The sequence below is a fragment of the Knoellia locipacati genome (genome assembly GCF_044791685.1).
In the GTDB taxonomy this organism is placed as follows: domain Bacteria; phylum Actinomycetota; class Actinomycetes; order Actinomycetales; family Dermatophilaceae; genus Knoellia; species Knoellia locipacati_A.
Window position 1 is genome coordinate 3725289 of sequence record NZ_CP087730.1, and the last position, 16731, is coordinate 3742019.

Consider the following 16731-nt stretch of genomic DNA (forward strand, 5'->3'; position numbering starts at 1 on the left):
CGATGGCGGGAATCGAAGTGGTCGTCCACGTTCCTCAGGAGAGCGGCGAGGATCTCGACGAGCTCCTCGACGTCACGGGATGGCTCCGAGACGAGTTCCTCGCCCTGGACGTGCAGGACGTCCGTCCGGTCCAGGCCACCACCGCGCCCGACGGGGCCAAGGGCGTCGGGGCCATCGCCGGCTGGCTCGCCGTGCAGCTCGCGTCCGTGGAGGGCGTGCGCGCTGTCATCGAGCTGGCACGGGGCTGGGCCGGCCAGCGGCGCCGTGAGGTCGAGATCACCATCGGTGGCGACACTCTCAAGCTGTCGGGAGCATCGGCGGGCGAGCAGGAGAGGATCATCGATGCCTGGATCGCCCGACACGCGCCCGGCTCCTGAGCTCCCGCGCGAACGCCGACTCGCCCTCGTCATCGCGACCGAGGCCTACGAGGACACGTCGCTTCGCCGTCTCCGGTCCCCCGGCCGCGACGCAGACGACCTGCGCAGCGTGCTTGCCGACCCGGACATCGGTGGATTCACGGTCACATCGGTGAAGGACGGCACCGCCCATGCGGTTCGAGTCGCCGTCGGCGACTTCCTCGCCGACCGGTCCCCCGACGACCTCGTGCTGGTCTACCTGTCGTGCCACGGCCTGGTCGACCTGCGGCGGCGGCTCTACTTCGCTGCTCGCGACACGACCAAGGGCCGCCTCGCGGCCACCGGAGTGGAGGCTCAGTGGCTCCTCGCGCAGCTCGAGGACTGCCGGGCCAGACGTCAGGTCCTCATCCTCGACTGCTGCTTCAGCGGCGCGTTCGCCACGAGCGCCAAGGGCGATGACGACCTCGGCATCGGAGAGCACTTCCTCGGGCAGGGACGGGGCCGCGTCGTGCTCACCGCGTCCCGGGGCACCGAGTACTCCTTCGAGGGCGAGCCGGTCGAGGGTCAGGCGGTCCCGGGGTCGGTGTTCACGCATGCCCTGGTGGACGGCCTCCGCTCGGGAACGGCGGACCTCGATCGCGACGGCTACGTCTCCGTCGACGACGCCTACGGCTACACCTTCGACCAGGTGCAGGCGTCCGACGCCAAGCAGACTCCACAGCGCTGGCTCTACGGCGCCGAGGGCGCGATCCTTCTCGCTCGCAGCCCGGCCGGGGTGACGATCACGCCGGCGGAGGTTCCCGACGGCATCGCCTCGGTCCTCAACAGCTCCTACCCCCAGGTGCGGATCGGCGGGGTGGACGCCCTCGCACCATGGCTGGACGACGACGACCCGGCGCGCGTGCTGGCCGCAGAGCAGACTCTCACCCAGGTGGCCGAGCACGACCGGCCCGAGGTCGCGGCCCGGGCCCGTGAGCACCTCTCCGCGCACGGCGTCGGAGAGGGTGACGGGGACAGGGCACCTTCCGGGCATCACTCGTCTGGGCCTCGCTCTTCTGGTCCGACGTCGCGCGACGAAGCCCGCGCGCGGACACTTGGGCTGTCCTCCCCGTTCCCGGCACGGGGGTCACCGCGCCCGTGGCACACCTCCCCCCTCGCCCGATACGGCGCTGCCGGTGTCGTGGTCGTCGTGGGGATCAGCACCGCTGCGGTCCTCTGGAACAAGCAGTCAGCGGACCGGAACGGTGGCACTTCGTCCACGGGCACGACGTCGGGGACTCACACCTCCGAGGGTCCGTGGCGGTTCGAGATCCACGACCAGATCTCGGACAACGACCTCGGGTGCCGCGTCACCCTCAAGCAGGGCGGCAACGATGTCAAGGTCATCCGTGACGCCCTCTATGGCGTGCACAGCTACCAGATCCCCCAGACCGGAACGTTCCAGTGGACCGTCAGCGACCCGGCCTGCCGCGTGGTCCGCCGAGCAGGCCCGGGCAGCGCCGAGCTGCCGGTGTCCTTCGCTGCCTACCGCGGTGACACCGATGCCTTCCGCGCCACCGGCCGGTTTACGGTCGAGGTGCAGGACTGGCAGGGAGGAGAGCAGTGCCTGCTCCAGCTGAGGGACCCCAATGACACGAATGCGGCCAGCGCTCTCGACATCCAGACGGTAACGAAGGAGCAGCCGAGCGTGGTGCTCGACGCGGGTGGGCGCGACACCGTCTACCTGGCGGATCTGCCCTGCGGAGTCCGCATCAGCAACTAAGGGCAGCCGAGCTGGCGAGGGTGGACGTGAAGGGACTCGAACCCCTGACCTCTCGCGTGTGAAGCGAGCGCTCTAACCAGCTGAGCTACACGTCCGGCGCCCAGTGGTGCACGGGCTGGACGAGGATACCCGTCGCCTCTCCCGCTGGCGAAATCGGGTGGGCTGCCCCGTCACGAGGACACCATGACGCGGAAACCGAAGAGGTGCCCGGATATATCCGGGACGATCAACGGTTTCCGCGTCATCACCGTGCCACTGGACGGAGCGGCGGCGGGCGCTCGACCTCAGACGCGGGCGGTGGTCCGCATCCAGCTCTCGAGGCCGTCGGGGAAGAAGCCCGGGATGCCGGAGAAGTGGAACGTCAGCCACAGGATGGTGGCGACGAACGCGATGCCGACGACACCGACGAGGGCCTTGACGACCGGGTTCTGGCGCTTGACCCACTGTTCCCAGGCCCGCACGTTGCGCTTGACGAACTCGAGGATGCGCTGGGCCCGCTCGAACTCGGTCGCCCAGATGGCCAGCCCACCGATGACGATGAGCCACCCCGGCCCGGGGAACGGGATGAGCAGCAGCCCGACGACCACGACCACCAGCCCGAGGACGAACACCCCGATCCGATAGATCCGGGCGCTCTTCGGGCTCGCGCGCAGGCGCTGGCGCCAGGCCCAGTCGTCGTCGCGACCCGCAGCCGGTCCGACAGACGACTCACGAGCAGGATCGACGCCGTCGCCGGCCGCACTGCTGCCGCGCGCCGACGAGTCACGCAGGGGTGAGTCGCTCACGGGTCCATCCCGAGGTCGGCCTCGGCGGTCCGCCAGACCTCGACGAGGCGGGCGGTGACCGGACCGGGCGCGTCGAGCTGCCGGTCGTCGACGAGGTGGACTCCCTGGACGTCACGCGAGGAGTTCGTGATGATCACCTCGTCGGCACTCTGCAGGACGTCGAACGGCAGGGTCTCCTCGACGACCTCGATCCCGGCGTCGCGGGCCCACTCGATGGCGAGCTCGCGGGTGATGCCGGCAAGGCAGCCGCTGTCCAGCGGCGGGGTGCGCAGGACCCCGTCCGTGACCACGAAGACGTTGGACGCGGTCCCCTCGCACAGCTCGCCGCGGGTGTTGGCGAGCAGCGCCTCCTCGGCCCCGCGGGAGCGTGCGTGCGTCACCGCGATGACGTTCTCGGCGTAGGACGTCGTCTTGAGGCCGACGGTGGCGCCGCGCTCGTTGCGCACCCACGGCACCGTGACCACGGCTGCGGACGGCGCGTGGGTGACGGACGGCGTCGCGGCGATGATGATCGTGGCCGGCGAGTCGTGCCGGTCCGAGCCGAGCGGGCCGGCACCGCCGGTGACGGTGATCCGTACGCGGCCGAAGGTGATGGGGTCGCCCGAGGCCAGCACTTCCTTGACGCCGTCCCGAACCCGCGCGTCGTCGACCGGCGGCAGCCCGAGCCCGGCCAGCGTGCGCCCGAGACGGCGGAGGTGTCGCGTCATCGCGAACGCCTCGCCGTCGACCACCTTGCACGTCTCGAAGGCCCCGTCCCCGACCGTCACCCCGTGGTCGAGCGCCCGCACGGACGGCACGTCCGCAGCCACGACCTGACCGTCGACCCACACCCTGATCTCACTCATGGCACGAGCATCGCAGATGGGTCCGGCGACTCCCATGAGGACATCCCCGGAGTCAACCCCGAGCCGACGGACGCACCTGCCCGCGAGCCAGCGCCATGAGCCGCTTGGCCTTGAGCTCGGTCTCCACGAGCTCACCGTGGGCGTCCGAGCCCCACGTGATCCCGGCACCCGTCCCGAAGCGCAGGACCCGTGCCGGGCCGTCGCGGTCCACCCAGAACGTCCGGATGCCGACGGAGAGGAGCGCCTCGTCGCGGTCCGCATCGATCCAGCCGATCGCCCCGCAGTAGGGGCCACGCGGCACCGGCTCGAGTTCCGCGATCGCCTGGAGCGCGGTGTGCTTGGGCGTCCCCGACACCGAGCCGGGAGGGAACGACGCGTCGAGCAGCTCGCGCCACGTCGCCCGGTCACGCAGCGTCCCGGTGACGTCCGAGACGAGGTGGACCAGCCCCGGGTGCTGCTCGACGCGGCACAGGGCGTCGACGCGGACGGTGCCGGGACGGCATACGTGCTGGAGGTCGTTGCGGACGAGGTCGACGATCATGACGTTCTCGGCGTAGTCCTTGGGAAGCATCTGCTCGACCGTGGGCGCGGTGCCCTTGATCGGGCTCGACGTCACGGTCCGACCACGTCGCACGAGGTAGGCCTCCGGCGACGCGCACGCGATCTCGAGGCATGCCTCGGGGATGTCGAGCGTCGCGGCAAAGGGAGCCGGGTTGCCCTGTGCGAGAACGTTGCCCAGCTGCTGAACGCTCACCTCGGGCTCGATGGGACAGCTGAGGACACGGCAGAGGTTGACCTGGTAGACGGTGCCGCGCGCGATCCGCTCGCGGATCTCCTCGACCCCCTCGACGTATGCCGTGTCGTCCAGGCTCGCGCTCCACTCCCCCGTGACCCCGGTCCAGTCCACGACGGAGGTGGCCGACGCGCGACGGGACACGGACGGCATACGGACGGCCGTGAGGTCACCCTCGAAGGTGATGACGACGGCCCAGAAGCCTGATGTCACGTCGTCGATGTCGTGGGTGACGGCATGGATGCCGCTCGCCTCGATGATGCCCCCGTCCAGGGAGCTGAACCTCGCCCACGCCACGGCGTCGATCGTAGGGGGTGGCACGAGTGTGAGACCGTGGCGCCGTGCGTGAGAGTGCGGCCCGGGCGGCCCTGCGGGCGATGGGCGTGCTGCGAGAGCGCGACGGTCGCTCCTGGCTCGAGCTCACGACCTCCGGGACGAGCGCGGCACCCCGGACCGTCGTGCGGTCGTTGGCGTCGTGGGAGGACAGCTTCGAGCACGTCAGCCGCCTCACGGGGATCACCGGCGAGGACCGCGTGCTCGTACCGGCGCCGCCGAGCGGGTCGATGTTCGCGTTCGCCCACGCGCACGCGGCTCACGCCGGCGCGGACGTCGTCGCGCTCGATCGCTGGAGCGTGGCCGAGGCGGCTCGCGCCCTCGCGACGTGCACCGCCGCTCACCTCTCCCCACAGATGCTGTCCTCACTGCTGGAGCGGGACATCGGGTCGCTGCGGACCGTGGTGTGCGCCGGTGCCGTGCTCCCGGAGCCCGTTCGCCGCCGCGCCGACGAGGCCGGCCTGCAGGTCGTCGACTACTACGGCGCGGCCGAGCTGAGTTTCGTCTCGATGCGCGTCGGGCCGCGGCTCAAGGCCTTCCCCGAGGTCGAGGTCGACCTGCGCGACGGTGTCGTGTGGGCCCGCAGCCCGTGGCTGGCCGAGGGCTACGCAGCCGGGCAGGCGGGTCCAATGCTCCGGGATGCGGACGGCTTCGCCACCGTGGGCGACCGCGGCCGGTGGGACGCAGCCCGGGGACTCGTCGTCGAGGGCCGTGGCGACGACGCGGTGACGACGGGCGGGGTGACCGTGCTGAGCGCCGACGTCGAGGCCGCCGTGCTCTCGCTCCCGAACGTCAGTGCGGTTGCCGTCGTCGGCCTGCCCCACCCGGACCTCGGCGAGGTCGTCGAGGTCGTCGTCACGGGGTCGGGCGAGCTCGACCTGGCGGCGCTGCGGGCCCGCGCGGGTGGCTTGGTCGACCGCGCCCACCTGCCCCGCCGGTGGCACCAGTGGGACGACCTGCCCCTCACTGCCGCCGGGAAGGTCGACCGCGTCGCGGTGCGCTCCCGGCTCCTCGCCATGTCTCGCTCGCGGGAGCGATCGTGAAGGAGATTACCCCGGTCATCGTCGCCGCCCGACGGACCCCCATCGGGACCGCCGGGCTGGCTCTGCGGAACGTCGACACGACCGGGCTGGCCGCTCCCGTCCTGAGCGCGCTGCGCGCCGAGCTGGACCTCGAATCCCCCGACCACGTGATCCTGGGCAACTGCATGGGAGCCGGTGGCAACGTCGCCCGGGTGAGCACGCTGGCTGCGGGGTTCGGCGTCTCCGTGCCCGCGCTCACCCTCGACCTCCAGTGCGGGAGCGGTCTGGCGGCCATCACGACCGCGGCGGCGTTCGTACGGTCAGGGTCCTCCGAGGTCGTCCTGGCCGGCGGCGTCGAGAGCGCGAGCACCGCGCCCTGGCGGATGTGGCCGCCCGCCAACGGCCGTGAGCCCCAGCGCTACTCACGCGCACCCTTCGCGCCCGCGGACATCGGCGACCCCGAGATGGGAGCGGCCGCGGACGGGGTCGCGCGGCGTTGGGGCATCTCGCGCGAGAGACAGGACGCGTATGCCGTCCGCTCCCACACACGTGCGGCTGCCGCTCGCGCGGCCGGCCGTTTCGACGAGGAGCTCGTGCCGCTCCCCCAGCTCGACAGGGACGAGCGGGTGCGGGACCACCTGCGGCAGTCGACCCTGGCCCGGCTCCCCTCGGCCTTCACCACAGACGGCACCGTCACCGCCGGCAACGCCTGCGGCATCAACGACGGCGCGGCCGCGGTCGCGGTGGTGAGCGAGGCGCGGAGGCGGGCGGACGGCATACCCGGTCTGGCCTGTCTCGACTGGGAGACCGCGGGGGTCGACCCCAACCTGCCGGGCGTCGGACCGGTCCCTGCCATCCGAGAGCTCTTGCGACGCAACGACATCACCCTCGCCGACGTCGGCGTCATCGAGGTCAACGAGGCGTTCGCCGCGCAGGTGCTCGCGTGCTGCGACGAGCTCGGCCTCCACGAGGAGCGGATCTGCGTCGAGGGTGGTGCCCTCGCCCTCGGCCACCCGTGGGGCGCCTCCGGTGCCGTCCTCGCGGTGCGGCTCTACAGCCAGATGGTCCGGCAGGACGGACCCGAGCTCGGGCTCGCCGCCATCGCGGTCGGCGGCGGGCAGGGCGTCGCGATTCTCGTCCAGCGCATCGGCTGACCTCCACTCAGTCCTGGCGGCGCGCCGGTCCACCGCGGAAGCGGACCACCGCCTGCGTGCGGTTCGCCACGTGGAGCTTCGTGAGGATCGCGCTGACGTGGTTGCGCACCGTCACCGGAGAGATGACGAGCTGCCGGGCAGACGACCGACCTCGTCCCCGCCGACCTCAACGTCGCCCTGCCGCTCATCGTCACGAGCGCCACCTACATCGCCGGAGGCCCGGTCAACCGCGCGAAGGACCGGCCGGTGCCTGCCGATGTCGACGAGACGCTCGCCTGGGTCGCCACCGACGACCACGTCGTGCCCGAGCGGGAGCGCTCCGTCGTCTGAGAGGGTCGGCGCCCGCGCCGCACACGGGGGCCCGAGGATCCGGGTCCGGCGTGCACCTGCGCCGGACCCGGACTGGGTACGGTCTGCCCATGGATCAGGAGACCGACGGCAACCCCCGCGACGAGACCGCCACCGAGCGCTTCGACCGCAACTGGGACGAGCTGCTGCAAGAGCTGCGCGTCACCCAGACCGGCGTCCAGATCCTCGCGGGCTTCCTGCTCACCATCCCCTTCCAGCAGCGCTTCGGTGACCTCACGGACGTGCAGCGCACGGCATACCTCGTCGCCCTGACCACCTCGGTCGTCGCCACGACCCTCCTCGTGGCGCCCGTGAGCGCCCACCGCCTGCTCTTCCGGAGGCGCGCCAAGCGCGAGCTCGTCCGCTTCGCCGACGCCGCGGCGCGGGCCGGCCTGGTCGCACTGGCGGCCAGCATCGTCGCAGCCGCCTTCCTCATCTTCGACGTCGTCGTGGGGCGGGGAGCCGCGCTGCTCGGAGCCGTCGTCGCGCTCCTGCTCTTCGTCGTCAACTGGCTCGTGCTGCCGCTGGTCGTCCGCAGCCGGCTCGACGAACCGGACCGCACCCCGACCGAGGACCGCGATTGAGGAGCGGCCGTCGCGCCGGGACCTTGTGCCCTGTGACCGGGCTCGACGGGTCACCACCATGAGCACATGGACACGCACGGATTCGAGGAGAGGGCCGCGAGCAGCGGAGGGACGCGCTCGCTGAGCACCGCCGAGTCGTGGGACCTCCTGCGACAGGCCGTCGTCGGACGCCTCGCGGTGATCCACGACGGGGCGCCCGACATCTTCCCGGTGAACTACACGGTCGACCACGGCACGATCGTGCTGCGCACGGCCGGCGGCACGAAGTACGAGGCGGCACGCAACCAGTCCGTGGCCTTCGAGGTCGACGGCTACGACCTCGAGGTGGCCGAAGCCTGGAGCGTCGTGGCGCGGGGCCGGGCCGTCGAGGTCCGCGACGTCGACGATCTCATCGCGGTGATGGGCCTCCCCCTCATGCCCTGGGCCGAGGGGTCGAAGCCGCACTTCATGCGTCTCGAGCCCGAGACCGTGACCGGCCGCCGCATCCAGGTGTCCGGCGGGGTGCGGCGCCCGTGATCGCCTCCACCACCACGGCCCTCGCCGCGGCACTGCGACGAGCGAGCTGGCGCCTCGACCGGCCCCTACGCGTCGTGGTCGGCGGCAACGCCTCCGTGCCGTGGACCCTCCTGCACGTTCTCGAGGAGTCCGTGGACGAGTTCGAGCTGTTCATGCTCAACGCGCCGCACGGCATACCGTCTCGCGCCGGAATCACCTACGTCACCCCGTTCGTGGGGCCCGGGATGCGCGGTGCACCCGACCTCTCCTACCTCCCCGCCCGGCTCTCACACGTGCCCACGCTCTTCCGCTGGCGGTTCGTGCCGGACGTCGTCCTCGTGACCGTGTCGCCCCCGCGCGGGAACGGCGCGGTCTCCCTGGGTGCCGAGGTCAACATCCTCCCGGCTGCCATCGACGTATGCCGTGCCACCGGCGGTCTCGTCGTGGCCGAGTCCCGCCCCGACGTGCCGTTCACGTTCGGTGACTCCGAGACCCACCTCACCGGGCTCGACGTCGTCGTCGCCGTCGCCGCCCCGGCGCCCACGTCCCACGCTCCGCACCCGACGACGGCGGACGTGCAGCGCATCGGTGCGAACGTCGCGTCGCGGGTCTCCGGCGGGGCGACGCTGCAGCTCGGGATCGGCATGATCCCCGACGCGGTCGTCCCGCGGCTCACCCACCACCACGGCCTCGGCATCTGGAGCGAGATGGTGTCCGACGGTGTCCTCGACCTCGACGACGCCGGCGCCCTCGACCCCCAGCGAGAGGTCGTCGCCTCGTTCGCCGCCGGCAGCCCACGGCTCATGGGCTGGCTGCACGAGAACCCACGCGTGCGGATGCTGCGGACCGAGACGGTCAACGACCCGGGACGGATCGCGGCCAACCCGGCCATGACGAGCATCAACACCGCCCTGTCCGTCGACCTGTTCGACCAGGCCAACGCCAGCCACATCGGCTCCCGGCTCCACTCCGGCTTCGGCGGCCAGTGCGACTTCGTCGTCGGCTCGATGGACTCCGTCGGAGGACAGTCCCTCATGGCCCTGCGGTCGTGGCACCCACGCGCCGGGGTGTCCTCGATCGTGGGGCTCCTCGAGGGACCCGTGACCTCGTTCCAGCACACCGCCGTCGTCACCGAGCAGGGCATCGCCGAGATCAGCGGCTGGGACGCCCAGGCCCAGGCGCAGCACCTCATCGACGACGCCGCACACCCGTCGGTGCGCGACGAGCTCTGGGAGGAGGCCGAGGGACTCGGCCTCGCCGGGGCGCCCCGGACTGTGCCCAAAGCCTTGTCCCGACACGCCTGAGACAGCAGGCTGGGCACACCGACACGGAAGGAACCCCGCGATGCTCGTCTCCGAGGTCATGACCTCCCCCGCGCTCTCCCTGCCCCTCGGCGCCACCCTCGACGACGTCGTCGAGCTGCTCGGTGGGTCCCGGATCAGCGCCGTGCCCGTGGTCGACGACGCCGGTCGCTGCGTCGGCATCGTCTCGGAGGCCGACGTGCTGCGTGAGCCGCTGCCTCGCGACCCGCGAGCACACCTCCGGGCCTCGGCCGCCGTCCCGGGAGCGTCACGCACTCTGGAGCAGATCATGACGCCGGACCCGACCTGTGTCGCGTCCACCGAGGACTGTGCCGAGGTCGCGGCCCAGTTCGCCGCGTCCGGCTTCAAGAGCCTCCCCGTCGTCGACGAAGGACAGCTCGTCGGCATGGTGAGCCGCAGCGACATCCTGCGTGCGATGTCGGTGTCGAACTCCGCGCTCGCCGACGCCGTCAACAGGGCCTTCACGTCGGCCGGGCTGCCGGCGCGAGGTTTCCTCGTCCAGGCCGGGCACGTCTCCGTCACGCCCACCGACGACGGGCTCGACGACGCGGTCGTGGCGGTCATCTCGACCGTCCCCGGTGTCCGGAGCGTGCGGGTGGGCTGAGGTCCGCCGCACCACCGGAGGGTCGCCCCAGGCTCCGGGGGCGGCGATTCCCCGGCCGGTCGCACGAAGCCCTCCGGTTCGCCGGAGGGCTTCGAGGTGTGACCGTGTCGGGCGGGCCCGATCCGGGTGGGGCGGGGCTCCTCAGACGGGCTCGAGCTCGCGGCCCGTGATCGAGTCGGGGCGGATCCGGACCCACACCGACATCGACGGGTCGCCGATGGTCCACGGCATGGGGTCCCTGCTCTCCACGTCGGCCACGACCTCGTCGTCATCGAGGATGGCGGCGACACCTGCCACCGTCACGCTCCAGCCGGACCTCGTCGAGATGTCGAAGTCGTCCACCTCGTAGCTCATCGGGTCGTGGTCGGCTGCGGCTTCGATCTTGCTGCTGCCGCTGGTGCGGAAGCAGATGTCGGTCCCGTGCATGACGTGGTGCACCGGCAGGACGACGACCTCGCCGCCCTGGACGAACGCCACCCGGCCGATGGGCGCACTGCCGAGCCGCTCGAGGCACTCGTCGGTGGTCATGACCCGGAGGCCGCTGTGGTCGGTGGCTGCATCGAGGTTCATCACGACTCCGACCTCTCGGCGTGCACGACGGCGAGCGGGCACGGACGGTCACGGTGGAGCAGGCCCTGGCTGACCGACCCGAGGAGGAGGCCGACGAAGCCTCCGTGCCCGCGACTGCCGACGACGATCATCTGGGCGTTGTCGGCCTTCTCGAGGACGGACTCGACCGGCAGGTTCCGCCGCAGGACCTTGCGGACCTCGAGCTCGGGGAACTTGGCCACCCAGGGTGCGAGGGCGTCGTCGAGGACCTTCTGCTCGTGGCTCTCGAGCTCGACGATGTGCTCGGCGCTCAGCCAGGCCGTGTCGAAGGTGTCCGGCACGTCCAGCGTCCACGAGTGCACCGCCACCACGGGTGCGGCCACCGATGCGGCGCGCTCGAAGGCGAACGCGAGGGCCGGCTCGTTGGCCGCAGAACCGTCGACGGCGACGACGACCGGTGCGTCCGCGCCCGAGGGAGCCTGCCTGTCGGCCACGACCACGGGGCACGAGGCGTGGGCGACCACCTGCGCGGAGGTCGAGCCCTCCACGAGCTCACCGAGCTTGGAGTGGTGACGACGTCCGACGACCACCAGCTCGGCGTCGTCGGACTCGGTGACGAGAACCGCCGCCGGCGTGCCGACGATCGACTCGGTGGTCACCTCGCAGCGTGGTGACAGCGATGCCACGTGCTCCTTCGCCCGCGCGACCAGCTGCTGGTCCAGGTCCTCCGGCCAGGGAACGGCAGGACCGAAGCCCGGGGAGGTGGACCACAGCATCCCGCGAGCCACGACCACCTTGAGCGGGCGGTCGAGGCGGTCAGCCTCGCGGACGGCCCACTCGAGTGCCAGCTCGCCGGCCGGGGAGTCGTCGTAGCCGACGACGACGGGACGGGGGGTCTGGGTGCTCATGGTTCCTCCTGCGCTGGATGACGGTTTCTCCGCTCCCAGCGTGTCCAACCACGGCACCGCGCCACAGGGCCCTTGGTCCCGACTGCGGATCCGCGGCCGCGGGCGCGCAGCGGGGCCCGCACGGGCAGACTCAGCGACCGTCCGGCGCCGAACCGTGCTTCGTCACGTAGATCGCGGCCTGGGTCCGGCGCTCCATGCCCATCTTGGCGAGGACGGAGGTGACGTAGTTCTTCACGGTCTTCTCGGCGAGCGACATCGTCTCGCCGATCTGCCGGTTGGTCAGCCCCTCGGCGATGTGCTGGAGGATCCGCCGCTCCTGGGGCGACAGCTCGGCGAGCCGTGGGTCCTCGACGTCGTGCCCCCACTGCTTGCGCAGGCGCGAGACCACGGCCTCGTCGAGGAGCGACTCCCCCGCGGCGACCCGGCGGATCGAGTCCACGAGCTGGGTCCCCCGGATGTCCTTGAGGAGGTAGCCCGCGGCGCCGGCCATGACCGCGGCCCGCAGGGCCTGGTCGTCGTCGAACGACGTGAGCACCAGCCCGGCCACCGTGGGATCCACCGACCTGACGTCGCGGCACACGTCGATGCCCGACCCGTCGGGGAGCCGGGCGTCCAGCACCATGACGTTGGGCCGCAGGGCGGGGATGCGACGAGTGGCCTCGGCCGCGCTGGCCGACTCACCCACGACGTCGAGGTCGTCCTCGACCTCGAGCAGCTCGCGCAGCCCTCGACGGACCACCTCGTGGTCGTCCAGCAGATAGACACGGATCATCGGGCGGCCTCCTCATCGGTTGCCGCCATCGTAGGCGGCGGCCGCCGTCGGAGCCCGTTGCTTCGTCAGAGCCTGCCGCTGCGCACGACCGCGACCGGCAGGTCGGCCTGTCGGAGCACGCCGCGGGTCACCGAACCGAGGGCGAGGCCGGCGAAGCCGCCGCCTCCTCGGGCGCCGACGACGAGGAGGCCGGCGTCGCGCGCCTCGTCGAGCAGGACCTCGTGGAGGGCGCCCCGTGGGGTGCGGGTCGTGGTGTGCAGCTCGGGGTGGCTCTGGCGCACGATGTCGGCGGCGGCCGCGACGCTCGACTGCGCACGCGCGGACTCCTCGGCGGCGCGGTCGACGCCCGGCGTGGGCCCTCCCCAGAGCTCTGCGAGCCAGGGCTCGACCTCTCGCCCGGACCAGGCGGAGACGATGACGAGCCCGACCCGGGCCGACGCTGCGGCGTTCGCGGCGAAGGCCAGTGCGCGCAGTGACGGTTGTGACGTGTCCACCCCGACGACCACGGGGCGACCCTCGCCCAGCCCGAATCGACGCTCCCCCTGCACGACGACGACGGGACAGCGCGCGTGGGCGCTCAGCGCGAAGGACACCGAGCCCACGCTCGCGTCCGGGTTGTCGGCTCGCGTCCGTCGACCGACGACCACGAGGTCCGCGCTGTCCGAGAGCGCGACGAGCTCGGCGGAGGGGTGTCCGACGGCGCCGACGCTGCGGACCTCGACGTCGTCGTGCTGGCGACGCACGAGGTCGGCACCGCGAGCGGCCACCCGTCCGACGGCCTGCCGCACTGTGGCGATATCGGGACCCGGTCCCGACGGCGGGCCGGCGGGCAGGACGGGGTCCACCGCGCTGGCCACCAGGAGGCGGGAACCCTGTCGGCCCGCCCAGGCCGCTGCCCATTCCAGGGCCGCCGCGGCCTCGCGCGTGCCGTCATAGCCGACGACCACCGTCTCGGCGGGGGCGCCGGTGCGCAGCTCGTCCTGTCTGGTGACACCTGGGTCGGGGAGGAGTTCAGGCATGGCACGACTCTCTGCTGCCGCCACCACTGACAACAGGGAACTAGGTCCCGGTGCGGTCCGGGGACGGGTCAAGGGGCACCCGCCACTCGACCCTGGTCCCGGACGGCGAGCCCGGTCCCACGCGGAAGGTGCCACCGCGGCCCTCCGCCCGGCGGGCGAGGTTGCCCAGGCCGGAACGAGTGACGCCCTCGGGGATCCCGCGGCCGTCGTCGGCCACGACGACGCTCACGTCGTCGGCGACCTCGACCGTGACGCTCACCGACGACGCGGAGGCGTGCCGGGCGACGTTGCTCAGGGCTTCGCGAACGACGGAGAGCAGCTCGGCGGAGATGGTTTCGGGCACGTCGGCCAACGGTCCGGAGAGGCGCAGCTCCGGCGAGAATCCGAGGCTGACGGCAGCGTCACCGCACAGGGTTGCGATCTCCGCGCTCAGGGGTCGCCCGCCGGGCACGCGGTGCAGGGCGAAGATCGTGTGCCGGATGTCGGTGATGGCCGCATCGAGCTCGTCGACGGCTCGCTCGAGCTTGGCCCGGACTTCCGGAGCGCTCACGGGCGCGGCGGACTGCAGCGACATACCGGTGGCGAAGAGGCGTTGGATGACGTTGTCGTGCATGTCGCGGGCGATCCGGTCACGGTCCTCGAGCAGCTCTGACCGCGCCCGGTCGGTCCGGGCACTGGCAGCACCGAGGGACACCGCCAGCCCACGGCCGAGGAGCTCCAGGTGGGGCAGGAGGTCGGTGTGCTCGTCCAGCCCCCAGTCCACGACGAGAACCCCCATCGGGCTCTCCCCCAACGCGATCGGCACCGTCGCGCGCATCCCCTGCGGTGCCCTCACCTCGAGGTGCGCCGGCTCGAGCATGGCGGCCAGCATCCTGGGGTCGCGCACGACCTCCCCGGGCGCCGCCCACTCCTGCGACAACAGCGACGGATCCGACGGACCGGGCGAGGCGGCCGCTCCCCGCGCGTCGGTGGCGCCGTCGGCGCCCGAGCCCGCGTCCGACGAGACGGCCGCCACCACCAGGTCGGACCCGTGGCGCAGCGCGACCGCGCAGCCGTCGGCCTTCGCCAACCCGCCCACGCGCCCGACGACGTCCTCGAGTACCTGCTCCTGGGGCGTTCCGCCGAGGAGCGCCTGCGTCGCGTCGGCGAGCACCTCGCTCCACTGCTGCTGCGTGCGAGCGCGCTCGTAGAGCCGGGCGTTCTCGATCGCCACGCCGGCCGCGGCGGCCAGGGCGGTGAGGATCGCCTCGTCCTCCTCGCTGAACGCCGGAGCCGACCGCTTGTCCGTGAGGTAGAGGTTGCCGAAGATCTGGTCACGGATGCGCACGGGAGCCCCGAGGAAGCTCGTCATCGGCGGGTGGTTCGGCGGGAACCCGTAGGAGTCCGGGTGCCGCCCGATGTTGCTCACCCGCTGCGGGTGCGGGCTGACGATGATCATGCCGAGCAGCCCGTGCCCGCGCGGCAGCGGACCGATCGCGGCGCGCTGCTCCTCGGTCACCCCGTGCGTGACGAACTCGACGAGCTCCTCACCACTGGGCCCCAGGACACCGAGGGCGCCGTAGGTCGCGTCGACGAGGTCGCACGCGGCGACGACGATCCGGTGCAGCACCTCGGCGAGCTCGAGGTCGGAGCTCACCGCCAACACGGCGTCGAGCAGTGAGCCGAGGCGCTCCTGCGAGAGCCTGGCACTGGCCGCCCGTGCCCTGAGCTCCTCGACGAGGTCGTCCAGCTCGAGCGACGAGAGCGGCCATCGCTGACCACCATCGGGTGCGTTGCCGCCCCCCTGGCCCCCGGTGGGCGACGCGTTTCCAGTCACCGAACGATCGTATGGGGTCACGGTCTGCTGCCGTCGGTGATCCGACTCCACCACGCCGTATGCCGTCCGCCCCGGTCCGCGTGCCTCGCGCCGCCCGGGTGGGAGTCGGCCCGAGCCGCGGGACCTCCGGCCCTGTCGGGTCGTGACCGATCGGCGTGGACTGACCGTGTGCGGCAGATTGCCGCCGGCGGAAGGAGCTCGATCATGAAGGCACTCGTCTACCACGGCCCGGGACAGAAGGCGTGGGAGGAGGTTCCGGAGCCGACGATCCTGCATGACACGGATGCCGTCGTCCGGGTCGACGCCGTGACGATCTGTGGCACCGACCTGCACATCCTCAAGGGTGACGTCCCCGCCGTCACGGACGGCCGAACGCTCGGCCACGAGGCCGTGGGCACCGTCATCGAGGTCGGCACGAGCGTGCGCAACGTCAAGCCCGGCGACCGGGTCCTCGTCTCGTGCATCACCTCCTGCGGCTCCTGCCGCTTCTGCCGTGAAGCCCGCTACGGCCAGTGTCTCGGCGGTGGAGGCTGGATCCTCGGCCACCTCATCGACGGCACGCAGGCCGAGTTCGTCCGCGTCCCCTTCGCCGACACCTCGACCTTCGCGATCCCGGAGGGCGTGAGCGACGAGGAGGTACTCATGCTGGCCGACATCGGTCCGACCGGCTACGAGGTCGGCGTCCTCAACGGCCGCGTCGCCCCCGGCGACACCGTGGTCGTCGTCGGCGCCGGTCCCATCGGGCTCTCCGTGATCATGGGCGCCAAGCTCTTCAGCCCGGCGCGGGTCGTCGCGGTGGACCTCGCCGACTCCCGGCTCGAGGCGGCCAAGCAGTTCGGCGCCGACGTGGTCATCAACCCGTCCCGCGAGGACGCGGTCGAGATCGTGAAGTCGCTGACCGGAGGCCTGGGAGCCGATGTCGCCGTCGAGGCTGTCGGAGTCCCCGAGTCGTTCGAGCAGTGCACCGCCCTGGTGCGGCCCGGTGGCACGGTCGCCAACGCAGGCGTGCACGGCGGCCCCGCAGTCCTCCACCTCGAGGACCTGTGGATCAAGGACGTCACGATCACCACCGGCCTCGTCGACACGTACTCGACGCCGACGCTGCTCAAGCTCGTCGCCAGCCACCAGATCGACCTGGCCCGGTTCGTCACGCACCGCTTCGCCATGGACGACTTCATGGAGGCCTACGACGTGTTCTCCGCCGCGGCGGACACCAACGCGCTCAAGGTCGTGCTCACGCGATGACGAGCGCCCCGTCACCGGG

18 protein-coding genes and 1 tRNA gene are annotated in these 16731 nt (G+C 72.0%); 9 read left to right on the forward strand and 10 right to left on the reverse strand.

The genetic code is table 11. The features are described from left to right. Positions 1-2 precede the first annotated feature (2 nt). Positions 3-377, forward strand: a complete 375-nt coding sequence (locus LL946_RS17510) for a hypothetical protein (RefSeq protein ID WP_404382964.1) — start codon at positions 3-5, stop codon at positions 375-377. Continuing rightward, on the forward strand, positions 343-2118 hold the full coding sequence (locus tag LL946_RS17515; protein WP_404382966.1) for a caspase domain-containing protein: 1776 nt from the start codon (positions 343-345) through the stop codon (positions 2116-2118). The genes LL946_RS17510 and LL946_RS17515 overlap by 35 nt, the downstream gene beginning before the upstream one ends. Before the next feature lie 21 nt (positions 2119-2139). Here LL946_RS17515 and LL946_RS17520 read toward each other — a convergent pair. The 4 genes from LL946_RS17520 to LL946_RS17535 form a co-directional block, all read right to left on the reverse strand. After that, a tRNA-Val gene (locus LL946_RS17520) sits at positions 2140-2213 on the reverse strand. A gap of 189 nt (positions 2214-2402) precedes the next feature. Then, on the reverse strand, positions 2403-2903 hold the full coding sequence (locus tag LL946_RS17525) for a TIGR02611 family protein (RefSeq protein WP_404382968.1): 501 nt from the start codon (positions 2901-2903) through the stop codon (positions 2403-2405). After that, a complete protein-coding gene (locus LL946_RS17530) occupies positions 2900-3748 on the reverse strand; it encodes an aminotransferase class IV (protein WP_404382970.1) in 849 nt (282 codons plus the stop codon). Before LL946_RS17530 ends, LL946_RS17525 begins: the two co-directional genes overlap by 4 nt. A gap of 52 nt (positions 3749-3800) precedes the next feature. Beyond that, on the reverse strand, positions 3801-4838 hold the full coding sequence (locus tag LL946_RS17535) for a chorismate-binding protein (RefSeq protein WP_404382972.1): 1038 nt from the start codon (positions 4836-4838) through the stop codon (positions 3801-3803). A 44-nt stretch (positions 4839-4882) separates the two neighbouring features. Between LL946_RS17535 and LL946_RS17540 the strand changes: the two genes are divergently transcribed. Together LL946_RS17540 and LL946_RS17545 are read left to right on the forward strand one after the other, a co-directional pair. Next, complete coding sequence (locus tag LL946_RS17540) at positions 4883-5917, forward strand: fatty acid--CoA ligase family protein (RefSeq protein ID WP_404382974.1); 1035 nt, start codon at positions 4883-4885, stop codon at positions 5915-5917. Then, a complete protein-coding gene (locus tag LL946_RS17545) occupies positions 5914-7050 on the forward strand; it encodes a thiolase family protein (RefSeq protein WP_404382976.1) in 1137 nt (378 codons plus the stop codon). Before LL946_RS17540 ends, LL946_RS17545 begins: the two co-directional genes overlap by 4 nt. A gap of 7 nt (positions 7051-7057) precedes the next feature. Here LL946_RS17545 and LL946_RS17550 read toward each other — a convergent pair whose 3' ends face one another. Further along, positions 7058-7165 (reverse strand): LuxR C-terminal-related transcriptional regulator, encoded by a 108-nt coding sequence (locus tag LL946_RS17550; protein ID WP_404382978.1) that lies wholly within the window; start codon positions 7163-7165, stop codon positions 7058-7060. 304 nt (positions 7166-7469) lie between these two features. Here LL946_RS17550 and LL946_RS17555 point away from each other — a divergent pair, with 304 nt between their 5' ends. The 4 genes from LL946_RS17555 to LL946_RS17570 all read left to right on the forward strand — a co-directional run bounded on the left by LL946_RS17555 (position 7470) and on the right by LL946_RS17570 (position 10403). Beyond that, on the forward strand, positions 7470-7982 hold the full coding sequence (locus tag LL946_RS17555; protein ID WP_404382980.1) for a DUF6328 family protein: 513 nt from the start codon (positions 7470-7472) through the stop codon (positions 7980-7982). 66 nt (positions 7983-8048) lie between these two features. Next, on the forward strand, positions 8049-8498 hold the full coding sequence (locus LL946_RS17560) for a pyridoxamine 5'-phosphate oxidase family protein (protein WP_404382982.1): 450 nt from the start codon (positions 8049-8051) through the stop codon (positions 8496-8498). Continuing rightward, entirely contained in the window at positions 8495-9781 is a 1287-nt protein-coding gene (locus LL946_RS17565; protein ID WP_404382984.1) for an acetyl-CoA hydrolase/transferase family protein, read from the forward strand. The genes LL946_RS17560 and LL946_RS17565 overlap by 4 nt, the downstream gene beginning before the upstream one ends. Positions 9782-9821: 40 nt before the next feature. Further along, positions 9822-10403 carry an HPP family protein gene (locus LL946_RS17570; protein ID WP_404382986.1) on the forward strand — a complete coding sequence of 194 codons (582 nt, stop codon included), beginning with the start codon at positions 9822-9824 and terminating at the stop codon, positions 10401-10403. Between the two features lie 141 nt (positions 10404-10544). Here the strand turns inward: LL946_RS17570 and LL946_RS17575 are convergent, their stop codons facing one another. The 5 genes from LL946_RS17575 to LL946_RS17595 all read right to left on the reverse strand — a co-directional run bounded on the left by LL946_RS17575 (position 10545) and on the right by LL946_RS17595 (position 15467). After that, the gene (locus tag LL946_RS17575) at positions 10545-10973 is read right to left on the reverse strand and encodes a pyridoxamine 5'-phosphate oxidase family protein (protein WP_404382988.1); all 429 of its coding nucleotides are present in this window, start codon (positions 10971-10973) and stop codon (positions 10545-10547) included. Continuing rightward, positions 10973-11860, reverse strand: coding sequence for a universal stress protein (locus tag LL946_RS17580; protein ID WP_404382990.1), 888 nt, complete (start codon positions 11858-11860; stop codon positions 10973-10975). The genes LL946_RS17575 and LL946_RS17580 overlap by 1 nt, the downstream gene beginning before the upstream one ends. Before the next feature lie 130 nt (positions 11861-11990). Continuing rightward, a complete protein-coding gene (locus LL946_RS17585; RefSeq protein WP_404382992.1) occupies positions 11991-12632 on the reverse strand; it encodes a response regulator in 642 nt (213 codons plus the stop codon). A 65-nt stretch (positions 12633-12697) separates the two neighbouring features. Next, positions 12698-13651, reverse strand: a complete 954-nt coding sequence (locus LL946_RS17590; RefSeq protein ID WP_404382994.1) for a universal stress protein — start codon at positions 13649-13651, stop codon at positions 12698-12700. A 40-nt stretch (positions 13652-13691) separates the two neighbouring features. Continuing rightward, a complete protein-coding gene (locus LL946_RS17595; protein ID WP_404382996.1) occupies positions 13692-15467 on the reverse strand; it encodes a GAF domain-containing protein in 1776 nt (591 codons plus the stop codon). A 204-nt stretch (positions 15468-15671) separates the two neighbouring features. Here LL946_RS17595 and LL946_RS17600 point away from each other — a divergent pair, with 204 nt between their 5' ends. Next, positions 15672-16712, forward strand: a complete 1041-nt coding sequence (locus tag LL946_RS17600; protein ID WP_404382998.1) for a zinc-dependent alcohol dehydrogenase family protein — start codon at positions 15672-15674, stop codon at positions 16710-16712. Positions 16713-16731: the final 19 nt, after the last annotated feature.